This is a genomic window from Arthrobacter sp. NicSoilB4 (assembly GCF_019977335.1).
Taxonomy (GTDB): Bacteria; Actinomycetota; Actinomycetes; order Actinomycetales; family Micrococcaceae; genus Arthrobacter.
This window is the reverse complement of sequence record NZ_AP024653.1, coordinates 3,477,819-3,491,657: the sequence shown is the minus strand read 5'-3', so window position 1 is coordinate 3,491,657 and position 13,839 is coordinate 3,477,819. Positions and strand designations below refer to the sequence as shown.

11 protein-coding genes are annotated in these 13,839 nt (G+C 66.1%); 5 read left to right on the top strand and 6 right to left on the bottom strand.

Going from position 1 to position 13,839, the window contains the following annotated elements; translation table 11 throughout:
* Nucleotides 1–217: 217 nt before the first annotated feature.
* The 5 genes from LDO13_RS16020 to LDO13_RS16000 form a co-directional block, all read right to left on the bottom strand.
* Nucleotides 218–1,360: an amidohydrolase family protein gene (locus LDO13_RS16020; protein ID WP_224047663.1), complete on the bottom strand. Its 1,143-nt coding sequence runs from the start codon at nt 1,358–1,360 to the stop codon at nt 218–220.
* On the bottom strand, nt 1,360–2,724 hold the full coding sequence (locus LDO13_RS16015) for a glutamine synthetase family protein (protein WP_224047662.1): 1,365 nt from the start codon (nt 2,722–2,724) through the stop codon (nt 1,360–1,362). The genes LDO13_RS16020 and LDO13_RS16015 overlap by 1 nt, the downstream gene beginning before the upstream one ends.
* A gap of 64 nt (nt 2,725–2,788) precedes the next feature.
* Nucleotides 2,789–3,049 carry a hypothetical protein gene (locus LDO13_RS16010; protein WP_224047661.1) on the bottom strand — a complete coding sequence of 87 codons (261 nt, stop codon included), beginning with the start codon at nt 3,047–3,049 and terminating at the stop codon, nt 2,789–2,791.
* 152 nt (nt 3,050–3,201) lie between these two features.
* Nucleotides 3,202–4,623 carry an FAD-binding oxidoreductase gene (locus LDO13_RS16005; protein WP_224047660.1) on the bottom strand — a complete coding sequence of 474 codons (1,422 nt, stop codon included), beginning with the start codon at nt 4,621–4,623 and terminating at the stop codon, nt 3,202–3,204.
* A gap of 268 nt (nt 4,624–4,891) precedes the next feature.
* The gene (locus LDO13_RS16000) at nt 4,892–5,653 is read right to left on the bottom strand and encodes an SDR family NAD(P)-dependent oxidoreductase (protein WP_263422136.1); all 762 of its coding nucleotides are present in this window, start codon (nt 5,651–5,653) and stop codon (nt 4,892–4,894) included.
* Between the two features lie 310 nt (nt 5,654–5,963).
* On the opposite strand from LDO13_RS16000, the gene LDO13_RS15995 reads away from it, so the two are divergent.
* The 5 genes from LDO13_RS15995 to LDO13_RS15975 all read left to right on the top strand — a co-directional run bounded on the left by LDO13_RS15995 (nt 5,964) and on the right by LDO13_RS15975 (nt 11,855).
* On the top strand, nt 5,964–6,740 hold the full coding sequence (locus LDO13_RS15995) for an IclR family transcriptional regulator (protein WP_224047658.1): 777 nt from the start codon (nt 5,964–5,966) through the stop codon (nt 6,738–6,740).
* 165 nt (nt 6,741–6,905) lie between these two features.
* Nucleotides 6,906–8,003: a Zn-dependent alcohol dehydrogenase gene (locus LDO13_RS15990; RefSeq protein WP_224047657.1), complete on the top strand. Its 1,098-nt coding sequence runs from the start codon at nt 6,906–6,908 to the stop codon at nt 8,001–8,003.
* Nucleotides 8,004–8,069: 66 nt separating this feature from the next.
* Nucleotides 8,070–9,380 (top strand): MFS transporter, encoded by a 1,311-nt coding sequence (locus LDO13_RS15985; protein WP_224047656.1) that lies wholly within the window; start codon nt 8,070–8,072, stop codon nt 9,378–9,380.
* Nucleotides 9,381–9,509: 129 nt separating this feature from the next.
* Nucleotides 9,510–10,295 (top strand): aldolase/citrate lyase family protein, encoded by a 786-nt coding sequence (locus LDO13_RS15980; RefSeq protein ID WP_224047655.1) that lies wholly within the window; start codon nt 9,510–9,512, stop codon nt 10,293–10,295.
* 99 nt (nt 10,296–10,394) lie between these two features.
* Nucleotides 10,395–11,855 (top strand): aldehyde dehydrogenase (NADP(+)), encoded by a 1,461-nt coding sequence (locus tag LDO13_RS15975; RefSeq protein ID WP_224047654.1) that lies wholly within the window; start codon nt 10,395–10,397, stop codon nt 11,853–11,855.
* Between the two features lie 85 nt (nt 11,856–11,940).
* Here the strand turns inward: LDO13_RS15975 and LDO13_RS15970 are convergent, their stop codons facing one another.
* Nucleotides 11,941–13,815 carry a Na+/H+ antiporter gene (locus LDO13_RS15970; RefSeq protein ID WP_224047653.1) on the bottom strand — a complete coding sequence of 625 codons (1,875 nt, stop codon included), beginning with the start codon at nt 13,813–13,815 and terminating at the stop codon, nt 11,941–11,943.
* Between the last annotated feature and the right edge of the window lie 24 nt (nt 13,816–13,839).

Genomic DNA, 13,839 nt, shown 5'->3' with positions numbered 1-13,839 from the left:
CTCATCGTTGTCAGGATGAGCCTGGGCACGTTCCGAATGTTCCGGTCATCCTCTATCTGCAGGCATAGGCCTCGTGGTCCCATCGTCGCCCTCTCGGCGCTGTGCGCGCCAGCCTGCGGGCCCACGCCCGCGCGGGGAGGAGGTCCCCTCCGTCGTCCGCCGGGCCAGGCTTCAGCGTGAAGTCAGTTCTGCTTCAGCGGGATCTCGGGGCCAGCGTTCAGTGCAGCGCGTACACGCGGCGGGCGTTGTCGTGCGCGACGAGCTGCACGATCCTGCGGGCGTCCGCCCCGGAACAGTCGCCGTCGTCGATCCATCCGCCCACCACCTTGGTGATCGCGTTGCGCCACAGCCGCGCGCCGAGGTAGTGGAGTTCGGCCGGGCCGAACGCGTCGGAGGAGTAGAGGATTTTCGTGAAGGGAGCCAGTTCGAAGGAGCGGGCCACCAGATCCCGGCTCCGCGACCCGGTGTAGTTCACGGCAAGCCCCACGTCGAGGTAGACGTTTTCGAAGGCGTGGGCCAAGTAGCCGGCTTCGCGCTCGAACGGATAGCAGTGGAGCAGCATGATGGGAGTGTCCCGGACATCGGGGGACCGCAGAAAATCCAGGAGGTACAGGGGATTGGCCTTGTGGAGGTCCAGGTCGCGGTCGCCGAATCCCACGTGGAACTGCAGCGGAAGCTTCATCGACACGGCCGTGTGGATCCCGTGGGCCAGGAGCGTCACATCGTTGAGCTTCGGGTTGGTGCCGGCGTGCGCGTTCTCCTGCCAGCGGCCGGCCGCTTCGACAACCGCGGCCGGTGTGGGCCGGCTGAGGTCCCGGTCGAATCCTGCGCGGTAGGCCAGAACAGTCTTGACGCCCACGGCGCTGCGGGTGAGCCCGTGAAGCCGCTGGCCGAACGCTTCGACGTAATCCGCCGGGTTGGCGATCTCCTGGATCAGCGACTCTGCGACCAGTTCCAGCCGGACGATCTCGTGCGTCCGCCCGCCGGAGACCTCGGCCATGCCGGCCTTGCCGAGGTAGTCAGGGGAATCCAGGCCGGTGTCGATCAGCCAGTCGCTCACGCCGGCGGCGCGGGTCATGCGGCGGCTGACCTCGAGTTCGCCAAGCCCGGAGCGCCGGCTCCAGTAGTCCGCAGGTGAGGGGTGCATGGGCAGGTCAAGAATGCCGCTGCACCAGCGCCGGATCGCAAGCCCGATTTGGGTGTTGTAGGCGTCCCCGGGGTGGGCCAGTGGGCCGGTGTTTCCCTCGTTGAGCGAGTTCTGGAAGCGGGCCTCATCGCCGTCGGCGTGAAACGCGCCGTGCACGTGGTGATCAATCAGGCTGACTTGCTCGACGAAGTCGGGGAAGGAACCGCCCGCCATCAGATCGACCAGGCGAGCCGGAAGCGTCCGGCAAGCTCGTCCGGCGGGAGTCCCGCGGAGATCCGCTGTTCCCAGCGCCGGACGGCCACGGTGGCATCGACGATGGCGTCGCCGAGAAGCCCGCGGGCAAGGCGTGACCTGTCCAGCGTGTCGATGATGGCGGTGGGGGAGTCCGGGAGCAGCCGGATGTTGGCCGATTGCCGTCCGCGTTCGGAAAGCCGTCCGGGGTCACCGGGAATCTCTGCCGGCAGGCTGCGCCCGCCGCCAATGCCGTCAAGGGCGAGTGCGAGGATGGCTGCGGACGCCAGATACACGTTCGACGACGGGTCGATGATTTTCACCTCGACGTTGGCTCCGTGCGGGTTGCTCTGGCCCTCGTTCAGGAAGCGCACTGAGGCCTCCCGGTTTTCCAGGCCCCAGCACAGGTAGGCGCCGGACCACGTGCCGGGCGCCAGACGGCGTCCGGACAAGACTGATCCCGTGAGGAAACCTTGGATCTCGGGGAGTCCTGCGATGATTCCTCCGATGGCCGCGCCTCCCTCGTCGCGGATGCCATGCGGTCCGCCGCCGCCGGAGAACAGCGGCAAGCCGTTTTTGTGGAGCGAAAAGTGCTGGTGGGCGCCGTTTCCGACGGTGCCGGTAAACGGCAGCGGGGAGAACGAGGCCTGCATGCCGTGGGCCCGGGCGCTGATGCCAACCATGATCTTGGAAAGGACCACCGTGTCCGCGGCCTGAACCGGCGGAACAGGGGGAAGGGAAAACTCGAACTGGTTTCTGCCGTACTCGGCGTGGATCTGCTCCACCGGAAGGCCGGCGTCGTTCAGCGCTGACAGCAGGCCCTCGAGGAATTCCGACCGGTCCAGAAGACCGGTTGCCCCGTATGGGACCCAGGGGGCGTTCTCCAGCGCCGAACCGTCCGGGGCGACGAGGAAGAATTCAAGTTCGTGGCCCACGAGTGCCTGGTATCCGGCCCCGTCGAGGCGGTCGCCGACGTCGGCCAGCAGTCCGCGGGCACAGGCCGGAGACGCGGCTCCGTCTTGTTCGAAAAGGCTGCCCGGTGCCCAGGCCCTGCCGCCCGGCAGGACACGGAGTCCCGAGATGTCGATCTTCAGGCGCATATCGCCAACGGTGGTGATGGTGTCCGTGAACGCTATCCCGCCGTCGATGGTGAAGACATGCCAGACGGGGGCGGCGCCCATCCCGGACTGGTGGAAGGCCGTGAGCCGGGCCAGCGGAACGCTCTTGGCCAGCGTGATGCCCGAAGCATTCACCACCGTGCCGATGACGGTGCGGACGCCGGCCTCCTGGAGCTCGTGCTGAGCCGTGGCAACAGCGGATTCGTCGGCCGATGCGATGTTCGCCATGCGCCCATCATGCGACGCCTCCCGGCCCAATGAAAGGGTCGAAAGATGCGCCGCATTGGCTTGCCTAGGGTTCGACGAGCGTCAGGATTGTTTCGGGCCGGACGCCGTCGAATTTCATCGCTTCGGCTGTCTCGTCGGACTCCATAATCCGCTGGAAAGTTTCCATGTCGGGGACTTGGACGATCAGCCCAACGCGGTTGCTCTTGGCCGGGTCGATGAACGTTCGGACCGTGATGCCCAGCGGCCCGAATACCTCTTCCCTCTTGGGCGAGCTGAGCCAGTGCGCAACGTCGTCGACTTCGTGGAAAATCATGAGTGTTGGCATGATTGCCTCTGCTTTCTGGGGTTGCGCCAGGAGCCGGGCTGGATAGGAGCCGCGTGGGACATCCTGATCACGCTGAACGTACCACGGCCCCGCATGCGGCGGTAGCAGTGAAAATTGACCGGCCTGCCCCCACCGCGTCTGCCTTCGCTGTCTCAGGCGGACGTGGGCACGATGTTGTGGTTGAGGCGGAAAAGGTTGTCCGGGTCGAAACGGTTCTTTAGCGCCACCAGCCGGTCATAAGTCTCCGGCCCGTAGGCCTGACGGGCGGCCTCGATCGCGTCTTGTCCGGTTTCCGCGCCGAGGAAGTTGACGTATTCGCCGTGCTCGCTGAACGGCTGCATCAGGGTGTGGGCCTTCCGGGCGAAGGCGCTCAGCCGCTCGTCGTCCGCGGGGTCATGCCAGAAGCCGTAGATGTTCAGCAAGTACTTCGCCGAGCGGTTGGGAAATGCTGTGGCCTCCTCCGGCACACGCCCGAAGGCCCCCTCCATGTGGTGGACATCGATCCCGGTCCCCATCCAGGTGACCTCGGAGGCGAAGCCGACCAGAACGTCGACGGCGGCGTCGTCCAGCCGGGAGAACGACAAGTTCTTCCAGTACCCCCGGGAGCCTTTGGGGAAGACGCTGTCCATGGCGGACTGCCACTCCAGCCAGGCGGTCGGCGCGACTTCCTCCTCGTCCGGCGGCGCGGCGGCGCGTAGCTGCTCGATCAGCTCAATCCCGGGCTGGTGGTCCTCCGACGCCCAGGCAAAGCCGACGACCATCCACGGTTCATCCCCCATCTCGAACTCGGGCGGGAACACCAGGAAGGAGATGATCGGGTTCATCTCCTCGGGAAGATCCTGCGTCCACCGGCCGAACGCGCCCAGCGCGTCCTTCCAGCGGGGCGGGCGGTAGAAGTAGTTTCCACCCAGTACTGCAGCCGGCAGCGGCCGGGCGCGGAACGTGAACGACGAGACCACCCCGAAGTTCCCGCCCCCGCCGCGCAACCCCCAGAACAGCTCGGGGTTCTCCTGTTCGCTGGCGTGCAGGTGCTCTCCGGTGGCGGTGACGACGTCGGCGGAGGACAGGTTGTCCAGGCTCAGCCCGTTGGACCGGGTCAACCAGCCCACTCCTCCGCCGAGGGTCAGTCCCGCGACCCCGGTGGCACTGATCACCCCAAGCGGCACGGCCAGGCCGTGGACGGTGGTGGCCCGGTCCACGTCTGCCAGGGTCGCCCCGGGTTCGACTGTCACGAGCCGGTTTTCCGCATCGACCTCCACACCGCGGAGCTGGCCGAGATCCAGCACGAGGCCGCCTTCGACAGTGCCGTGGCCGGCAATGTTGTGCCCGCCCCCGCGGACGGCCAGCGGCAGGCCGGTGCGCCGGGCCGTGTGCAGGACGTGGTCAATGTCCCCGACGGCTCCGGCCCGGATGACCGCCCGCGGACGCACGTCGATCATGCCGTTCCATACCGCCCGGGCCTCCTCGTAGCCAGGATCCTGCGGTTCAATCAGCGACCCGGCCAAGCGCCCGCGCAATTCATCCAGGGCGCGGTCCTCCTCGCCGCCCGGCTCTCCCTGATGCAATGTGCTCATCGGTCTGCTTCTTCCGTGCCATGGGGTTGGCGCCCCTGGTCCAATAGTGGAATTGATCTCGCCGGATTCGGCGCTGCAGGGTGATACTTCCAGCCGCCAAGGCACTGGAACGGTTCGCGGTGACCACAGTATAGATTCGCCCACGACGCCGGACAACGGACTGCGCGCGTGCGCCGGCGACACAAGGAGGGCCAGGATACCGACGCCGTATCCGCGTCAGCCGTCAGCCCATCAAACTGGCGTCTCTGGGGGTCCCGGCCCAGTCCACCTAGATGTCCGCAAGCGTCAGGGCCGGCGGCGAACTTCCGTCGATGTCCAGTACGCCGAACTCCTTCGCAACCGCGGCGGCGACGAGCACTTGTCCGGTCCGGGCCATCAGGTTCGGATCGTGGAATAGCGTGCTGATCACGCGGCCGATGAACTCGGGGCTCTCGCTGGTCGAGAGATCGAACGCGCCGCCCTCAGCCGCGGCCATGACCGCCTCGGTCCGCACCAGGCCGGGGTAGAGCGAGATAACCGCAACGTCGAACGGTTTCAGCTCGACGGCCATGTCGGACGTCATCTTGTCCGTCGCTGCTTTGGCGATGCCGTAGATCGTGTTGCCGAGGTGACGCTGAGCGGCCCAGAAGCTGATGTTGACGATCAGCCCGCTGTGCTGCGGCGTCATGAGGCGCGCCGCGTGCGCCGAACAAACAAAGGCCGCGCGCACGCCGGCGTCGATCATGCCGGTCCAGCGGTGCATCGGCTGCTCCCAAAACGGCGCAGGCCACGTGAACGCGCCGCCTTCGACCATCTTCTCGTAGCCGCCCCAGGCGCAATTGACGAGGAGATCCAGCCGGCCCTTCTCGGACCGGATCACTTCAAACACATGCGCCGTCTCGTCGTCGTTGAGATGGTCGCAGCGAAGGCGCCGGATCTCCCGCGGCAGATCCGCCTGGTCGATTGAGCGGCCCGTGCCGTACACCTGAAACCCCGCGGCCAGGAGGCCAATCGCGATGCCCCGGCCTACCCCTCGGCTCGCGCCGGTCACGAGCGCAACGGTTTCCGTTGGCGCCCCGTCGTGTCCGCCCACCGGGTTCATTCCTGGGCGCTGGGGTTCCAGCGGACCTGGATGGCCCCGGTAATTGGGCCAGCGGCGACGTTGGCGGTTTCAGAGTCCATGATGACCTCCCCGGTGATGGAAGAGACGTTCCCCATCAGCTTAGGCCTGCTGATCCGTGCCGTCGCCCGCTCACGTTGGCTGCAAAGTTTTGAAAGCGTCGGGGCCGCGGCAGAGCACTGCAGACGCCGACGTCGACTGACAAGTTGAAACCGCGGGACAGTTCTTCCATACTGCAGTCATGCGTCTTACTGAGCGAGACACCCAATCGTCGATGATTGCCAGAATTTCAGCGGTCGTCGGCGCCTTTCGGCCTGAAGAGCCCGAGCTATCCGCCTCCGAAATAGCCCGGCGCGTGGGCCTGCCGAAAGCGTCCATCGCACGCATCGTCCGGGATCTGGTGGACTTCGATTTTCTCGAGCGGACCCCGGGCGGGTACCGGGTCGGCATCAAGTGCTTCGAGCTGGGCCAGTTGGCGCAAAAGCCCAAGGATCTTCGGCGGATGGCGCTGGCCACTATGGCCGATCTGCGCCAGGCCACGGGGCTAACCGTACAACTGGGGGTGCTCGACGGGTCGGACGTCGTGTACATCGAAATCCTCCGCGGGAAGCATGCCGATCTGGTCATTCCCTCGAGGGTCGGCGGCAGGGTGGCTTCATACGCCACGGCTGGAGGCAAGGCTCTCCTGGCTTTCTCCGGCGAAGCCGTGCTTGAGCGGGCCCTCGCGGGCGGCATGCGGAAAATCGGCCCCAACACACTGGCTACCGAAGATGCGCTCCGCGCCGAACTCGCAACAGTGCGCGACCAGGGAATCGCTTACGAGCAGGAAGAATCCAGCCCGGGCCTGGCCTGCGCCGCGAGCCCGCTGCTCCGCGGCGACTCCTCGCCGATCGCCGCAATTTCCATCACAGCACCCGTGGGGACGATCGACATGAGGCTGGTTGGCCCGGCCGTCCAGGCGGCCACGCTGGGACTGAACCGGCAGCTGCGCGCCAGCACGTTCCTCGGCCAGCTCTGACGGCCGGTAACCCGTTCCGCGCAGCGGGGGCCAGATTGGGCGTCTCGGTGAGCGAGACGGTGTTTTGACGCCTCATGGTCTGCCCGCCCATAGTTTCGGGGACAGCCCCGAATGACGCGGATCACAACCGCTGTCCTGACGGGTTCCGACTATGAAGGAGTCACGGTGAAAGCTGCGGTAATGCATGCCCCCAATGAGCCGCTGAGCGTGGTGGAACTTGCTCTTGCCGCCCCAGGCCCGGGCGAGGTGCGGGTGAGGATCGAGGCGGCCGGCGTGTGCCACAGCGATCTGCATTACACGAACGGCGACCTCGCATGCCGGACCCCGATCGTGCTTGGCCATGAAGGCGCCGGCATCGTCGAAGAAGTCGGTCCGGGAGTCAGCTCCGTCCAACCAGGGGACAAGGTCGTGCTGACGTGGCGTCCGCGTTGCGGGCAGTGTGAGTTTTGTTCGAGTGGCAAACCGGCGCTCTGCGTTCAAGGGCGAGTGCATGGGGAGTCCAACGGCCTCCTTCGAGGAGGCACCCGCCTATCGCTCGACGATGAGCCGGTGCACCACCTGATGGGCGTCTCCTGTTTCGCCGAGGCATGCGTGGTGTCGCAGGAATCAATCATCAAGATCCCCAATGACATCCCCTCGGAGATCGCGGCCATCGTCGGCTGCGCGGTCATCACCGGCATGGGTGTTGTCCTGAACCGGATGACGGGCGCCGCCGGCCAGGCAGTGCTGATCATCGGCGCTGGCGGGGTCGGGCTTTCGGCCGTGATCGGCGCGGAACTCGTGGGCGCCTCACCTATCATCGTGGCCGACATCGCGGACGACAAGCTCGATAAGGCCCTCGAACTCGGCGCCACCCACGCGATCAATTCCAGCGCAGAAGATCTGGTCGCAGCGGTGAAGGCCATTACGGGCGACGGCGTCCAGTGGGTCATCGAAGCCATCGGGAAACAGGCCACCATCGAGCAGGCCATGGCCAGCCTGCGCACCGGAGGAACCACGTTCGCCGTGGGGCTCGGTAATCCCAACGATGTGGTCAATGTGCCGCTGAACAACCTGGTGCAGTCCGAAAAGTCATTGCAGGGCAGCCTGTACGGCTCTTCCAACACTGGGGTGCAGGTTCCGCAAATTCTGGAGCTGTACCGCTCCGGCAGGCTCCCGCTGGACAAGCTTCTCGGCGATACGTACCGGCTGGACCAGGTCCAGGAAGCGCTCGTTGACCTCACTGCGGGGTCCGTCGGCCGCTCGGTCATCGTTCCGAACTAGCCGTCGTCTTCAACTCGCGGCTCTCTTTTTGATATTCAACAGTGGCGTTGGAATAGGAAAATCATCTTGGAAACTCAAACTCAACTCGCACAGGCCCTTACCGTAACGAAGAAGGACAGGAGCAGGGCCCTGTGGGGCAGTGCGGTCGGCAGCACGATCGAATGGTACGACTATTTCCTGTACGGGACTATGTCCGGCATCGTCTTCGGCCCCCTTTTCTTTCCCTCCGCAGACGGCACAGTCAGCCAGCTTCTCTCGCTCGCAACTTTCGCCCTCGCCTTCCTGGTCCGCCCAATTGGCGGGGTGATCTTCAGCCACATTGGTGACCGCATCGGGCGCAAGCAGACCCTCGTCGTCACGCTGACCCTCATGGGCGTGGCCACGGTGGCCATGGGTCTGCTGCCGACGTACGCTGCCATCGGCGTGTGGGCTCCCATCCTCTTGACCGTCCTGCGCCTGATGCAAGGACTCGCACTGGGCGGCGAATGGGGTGGTGGCCTGCTCCTTGCGGTTGAATACTCGCCCAAGGAAAAGCGCGGGTTCTACGGCGCCGTTCCCCAGACCGGCGCCCTCCTGGGCCTAGCCTTGGGCAACATCGCAACCGTCTTTGCAGACAGCATCTTCCCGAAAGAGCAGTTCCTGACTTTCGGCTGGCGCATCCCGTTCCTTCTGTCTGCTGTCCTGCTCGGTGTCGGCCTGTGGATCCGCCACCGTGTCGACGAGACGCCGTCGTTCCGCAAGGTCAAGGCAGAGGGCAACGAAAAGCGCGTCCCCCTCGTCGAGACGCTCCGGCACCACTGGCGGGCGGTCCTGATTGCCATGGGGGCGAAGGTTATCGAGACCTCCACGTTCTTCATCTTCGCCACGTTCACGGTTTCCTACGCCGTGTCGCTCGGCTATGAGCGCAGCCAAGTCCTTACCACGCTCCTCATCACGGCGGTTCTCGGAGTTCCGTCGATGCTGGCCGCTGGGGCGCTGTCCGACCGGATAGGGCGCAAGAAGGTGTTCCTGGCAGGCACAGTGGCCGTAATGGTGTTCATCCTGCCGTACCTCTGGCTGATCAATCAGCAGTCCGTCCTGCACCTTGCCATCGCATGCTTCTTCGGGTTCACGATCATTTGGCCCACCTACGGGTCCATTCTCGGGACGCTGATCGCCGAGAGCTTCACTCCGGACGTGCGGTACACCGGGGCCTCCCTGGGCTACCAGTTCGGCGCAGCCATCGCCGGAGGCCCGGCACCTCTGATCGCCACTGCCCTTATGGCCGCCTACAGCGGGAGCTTTGTTCCGGTGGGAATCTTCGTGATCGTCTGCGGCTGCATCTCGCTTGTGGCAGTCTCGTTCTCGAAGGACCGGCACAACCAGGAACTGGACTAGCCCCCTCCGGGGCGGAGCCGTCGACGGCTCCGCCCCGGAGTGACGCTTCCAAAACCGCACAGCCAGGACCCACCCGATCGGTCACCGGACGACACCAGCACCGGCGCCTCCCAGAGAAGAGTAGATCCCGTGACAGCAACCACCCACCCCGCAGCCGAGGCAATCAGGCGTGCCAAGGACAAACAGCCGACCTTCGGATTCTGGTCCGTCCTGGATGCGCCGGCATCCAACGAACGGATCGCCCGGCTCGGATATGACTACGTATGCCTGGACGCCCAGCACGGCCTGATGGGATATGCAGGCATCCTGCAGAATCTGATGGCCATCGACGCCGGCCATGGGGCGGCCGGAGTCGTTCGTGTGGGGGCGAATGACTCCGCCGCCATTGGCAGGGCCCTGGATTCCGGCGCCCGCGGAATTATCGTCCCGCTGGTCAACAATGCCGAGGAGGCCAGAGCCGCCGTCGCGGCAACCCGCTATCCCCGCGCGGCCGGAACCGGGCAGCGCTCCTACGGCCCGATGCGCTCCGGGCTTCGGATTGGTCCGACGCCGGCCGAGGCGGACGACGCCGTGCTGGTGCTGGTCATGGTGGAGACGGCAGAGGCGCTCGCCAACCTAGACGCCATCTGCGCTGTGGAGGACCTTGACGGCATCTACGTGGGACCCTACGATCTTTCGCTGGCTCTCGGCGGAAGGTACCCACTGGACCCCGACATCCTGGACTCACTGGAGGACGGGCTGAAGCGCGCGCTCGCAGCCGCCGAGGCCGCCGGGAAAATCGCCGGCATCCACACCCTGGACGCGGCAACGGCCCGGCGTCGTGCGCAGCAGGGCTTCACCTTCGTCACCGTCGCCACCGACCTCGTGGAACTGGAAAACGCCGCCGCCAGCCAGCTGGCTGAGGCAAAGGCCTAGCCGCTCGCGCGAAGAGCGCCACCAAGCACGAACCAGGCCATGCGTCGCCACACAACCAGACGGCCTGCTTAATCAAGACCCTGAATTGGAGCAATACCCATGGCCTTCCCGCAAACTACAGCAGTAGAACTCGAAAAGATCCTGGCCTCATCGGCTGCCGCCTCGGATGCATGGGGCGCGACGTCGCCCTCCGCCCGCGCCAAGGCCCTGACGGCAATCGCCGACGCGCTGGACGAGGCAGCCCCGGACCTGATCCCGACCGCCCAGCGCGAAACTCACCTCGCGGAAGCACGGCTCCAGTCCGAGCTCAAGCGGACGACGTTCCAGTTGAGGCTCTTCGCAGAAGTCCTCGACGAGGGTTCCTACCTCGACTCGCGGATCGATCCGGCCGACGCGCAGTGGCCCATGGGCGCCCTGCGCCCCGATCTGCGGCGCGTCCTCATACCGCTGGGCCCGGTGGTTGTCTTCGCGGCGAGCAATTTTCCCTTCGCTTTCAGCACCGCGGGCGGAGACACCGCATCGGCCCTGGCAGCCGGGTGCTCAGTGGTCCTCAAGGTTCATTCCGGCCACCCCGACCTGTCGGAAGCCACGGGCCGTGTCATCACCGGCGCCCTAGCGGCGGCCGGCGCACCCTCCGGCCTCTTTTCCCTGGTTTTCGGGACCGATGCCGGCAGGATCGCCCTCACTGATGCGCGCGTGAAGGCAGGGTCATTCACCGGGTCGATTTCGGCCGGCCGGACGCTGCTGGACCTGGCAAACTCCCGTCCGGAGCCCATCCCGTTTTTCGCCGAGATGGGCAGCGTCAACCCCGTCTTCGTCACGCGCTCCGCTGCGGCGAACCGAGGGGAGGAGATAGCCCAGGGGTTCATCGGCTCGGTCGCCTCCAGCGCCGGCCAGCTCTGCACGAAGCCAGGCGTGCTGCTGGTGCCCGAGGAGTCCGACATCTTGGCCCACCTCAGCTCGCAGTCCTTGCCGGCTCCGGGCCCGCTCCTCAATGAACGTATCTTGACAGGCTTCATGGAGTCCCTAAAGCAAATGACGGCCCACCCAGGCGTGAAAGTCCTCGCTGAAACGGCCGGTACAGCCGACCAACTGCCGACGTCGGCAATTCTCGTTACAACTGTCGAGGACCTCCTCCAGGACCCTGACACGCTGCTAGCCGAGTGCTTTGGCCCCGCATCCCTCGTGGTCACCTACCAGGATGAGGCTCAGCTCACCGCTGTGGCCCGTGTCCTGGAAGGGCAGCTGACGGCGACTGTTCACGGCGAGGCCGACGACGATGTGCAGGACCTCGTGCAGCTGCTGGCCAAACGGGCTGGACGCCTGCTGTGGAACCAGTGGCCCACCGGAGTATCCGTCACCTACGCCCAGCAGCACGGCGGCCCGTACCCGGCGACCTCGGCTTCCCACAGCACGTCCGTAGGGACCGCCGCCATTACCCGATTCCTACGCCCGGTGGCATACCAGGGGTTCCCCCAGAACCTGCTGCCGGACGCCATCCGGGACGAGAACCCGCTGGGCGTCCCCCATCGAATCAACGGCAGACTCGGCGGCGAATAGTCCTCCATCGGGCCCGTGGCGGAGCGATGCGTACGACGGCGGGACCTCCTGCCGTCGTACGGCCGCCCTCCGGCCCCTCCTGCCGTCATCCCAACAGGTCGTCCTGATAGCACCAACGCCAGTCTTCGCCCGGCTCGATGCTCCGCATGACCGGGTGCCCGGTCGCCTCGAAGTGCCTGGAGGCGTGGCTTCCGGGTGAGGAATCACAGCACCCCACTTTTCCGCACGCCAGGCACATCCGCAGGTGCACCGTCGTCGTGCCTTCCCTCCGGCAGTTCGCGCAGAAGGGATCCGCGGGTATCTCCGGAGACCGCGCCGACTCAAGGTGGGCGCATACTCCGCCCGGCCTCGCGATCCCTTCTCCGCCGCCCTCGCCGGACGTGTCCACCTCGTCCAGGGCCAAGTCCAACATGGATTCCTCAACATCCAGCCGGTCCAGCACATCACTGAGGACCTCCTGCGCGTACTCGCCGCCTCGCCTCAGTTCCAGTACCTTGGCCCGCTCCGCGTCCAGCATGGCCAGCCGCAGCCAGGCATACCGCGCGCTGGGGGTCGCCGTTTCCGCCGACGGGCGGCCGAGCCGTTCCCAAGCAGCCAACCCGCGCTCCTGGGTGCGCCGTTTCAGCATGGCCACCACCTCTGGCGGATCATTCTCCGTGCGCAGTTCCTGCAGGCGTGCCACGCCCGCAGCGGTGGCCAGCTGCATCAGCGAAGCCTGGTTCAGCGCGTCTTCGCGCTGGTCTGGGCCCTGGACCCCCAGGAGACGGACCAGCCCCGGAAGAGTGAACCCCTGCAGCGTCAGCGTGCCGCCCACCACCACCAGGGCGGCCAGAATCAGCACCGAGCGGTGCTCCAGATCTGCGGGCAGCACCAGCACCGCGGCCAGGGTGACCACTCCCCGCATCCCGGCCCAGGAGACAATCGCCGCGAACTGCCACGGCGGCGCCGGGTCATTCCGCCGCACGGCCGGAATCAGGCGGGGCAGGTACGTGGCCGGGAAAACCCACACGGGACGGAGCACCAGCACCGCCAGCAGGATCAAGGCGCAGCCGGCCCAAATCCGCCCGGCGCCCAGGGAGTCGTCCTGAACGCCGTCGATGATGGTCCGCACTTGCAGCCCGATCAGCAGGAAGACCGCGTTTTCCAGCAGAAACTGCACAGTGTTCCAATTGCTGCGCTGGCTCAGCCGGGCGGCGCCGTTGGGCATGGACGGCGCCTTGGTGCCCATCACCAGCCCGGTTACGACGACGGCGAGGACGCCGGACGCGTGAATCGCTTCCGCGGGAAGGTACGCGACGAGCGGGGCAATCAACGACGTCGACGTGTTAATGGCGACGTTCCGGGTCCGCTTACGGAGCTCGGTCAGCACGTAGGCGGCTGCCATGCCCACCACCACCCCGCCCCCGGCCGCGAGCAGGAAGTCCCCGGCGATCCCCGTCAAGGACACCGACCCCGAGATGGCGGCGATGGCGGCGCGAAGGCAGATCAGGGCGGTGGCGTCGTTGACCAAGGATTCACCCTCCAGGATGGTGACGATCCTGCGCGGCATCCTCACCTTCCTCGCGATGGCGGTCGCCGCCACAGCATCCGGTGGCGCCACGACCGCGCCGAGAGCGATAGCGGCAGCCAGGGGGATCTCCGGGAACAACCACCAGACCACAAAGCCCACGGCGAAGGTTCCGAAGATGACATAGCCCACCGAGAGGAGTCCGATGGCGCGGCGGTTGGAGCTGAAATCGAAGAGCGAAGTCCGCAGCGCCGCGGCGTACAGCAGCGGCGGCAACAGCCCCACAAGAACCACTTCAGGGTTCAGCTCAATGTGCGGAACGAAGGGGAGGAAGGAGCCTGCCACGCCGGTCGCCACCAGCAGCAGTGGCACCGAAATGTTGAGCTTACGGCCCAGCGCGCTGCCGGCACAGACCACCGCGACGAGAACCAGGAGTCCCAGCGCGATATCCATTGGGACATTCTCTCAGGTGGACGA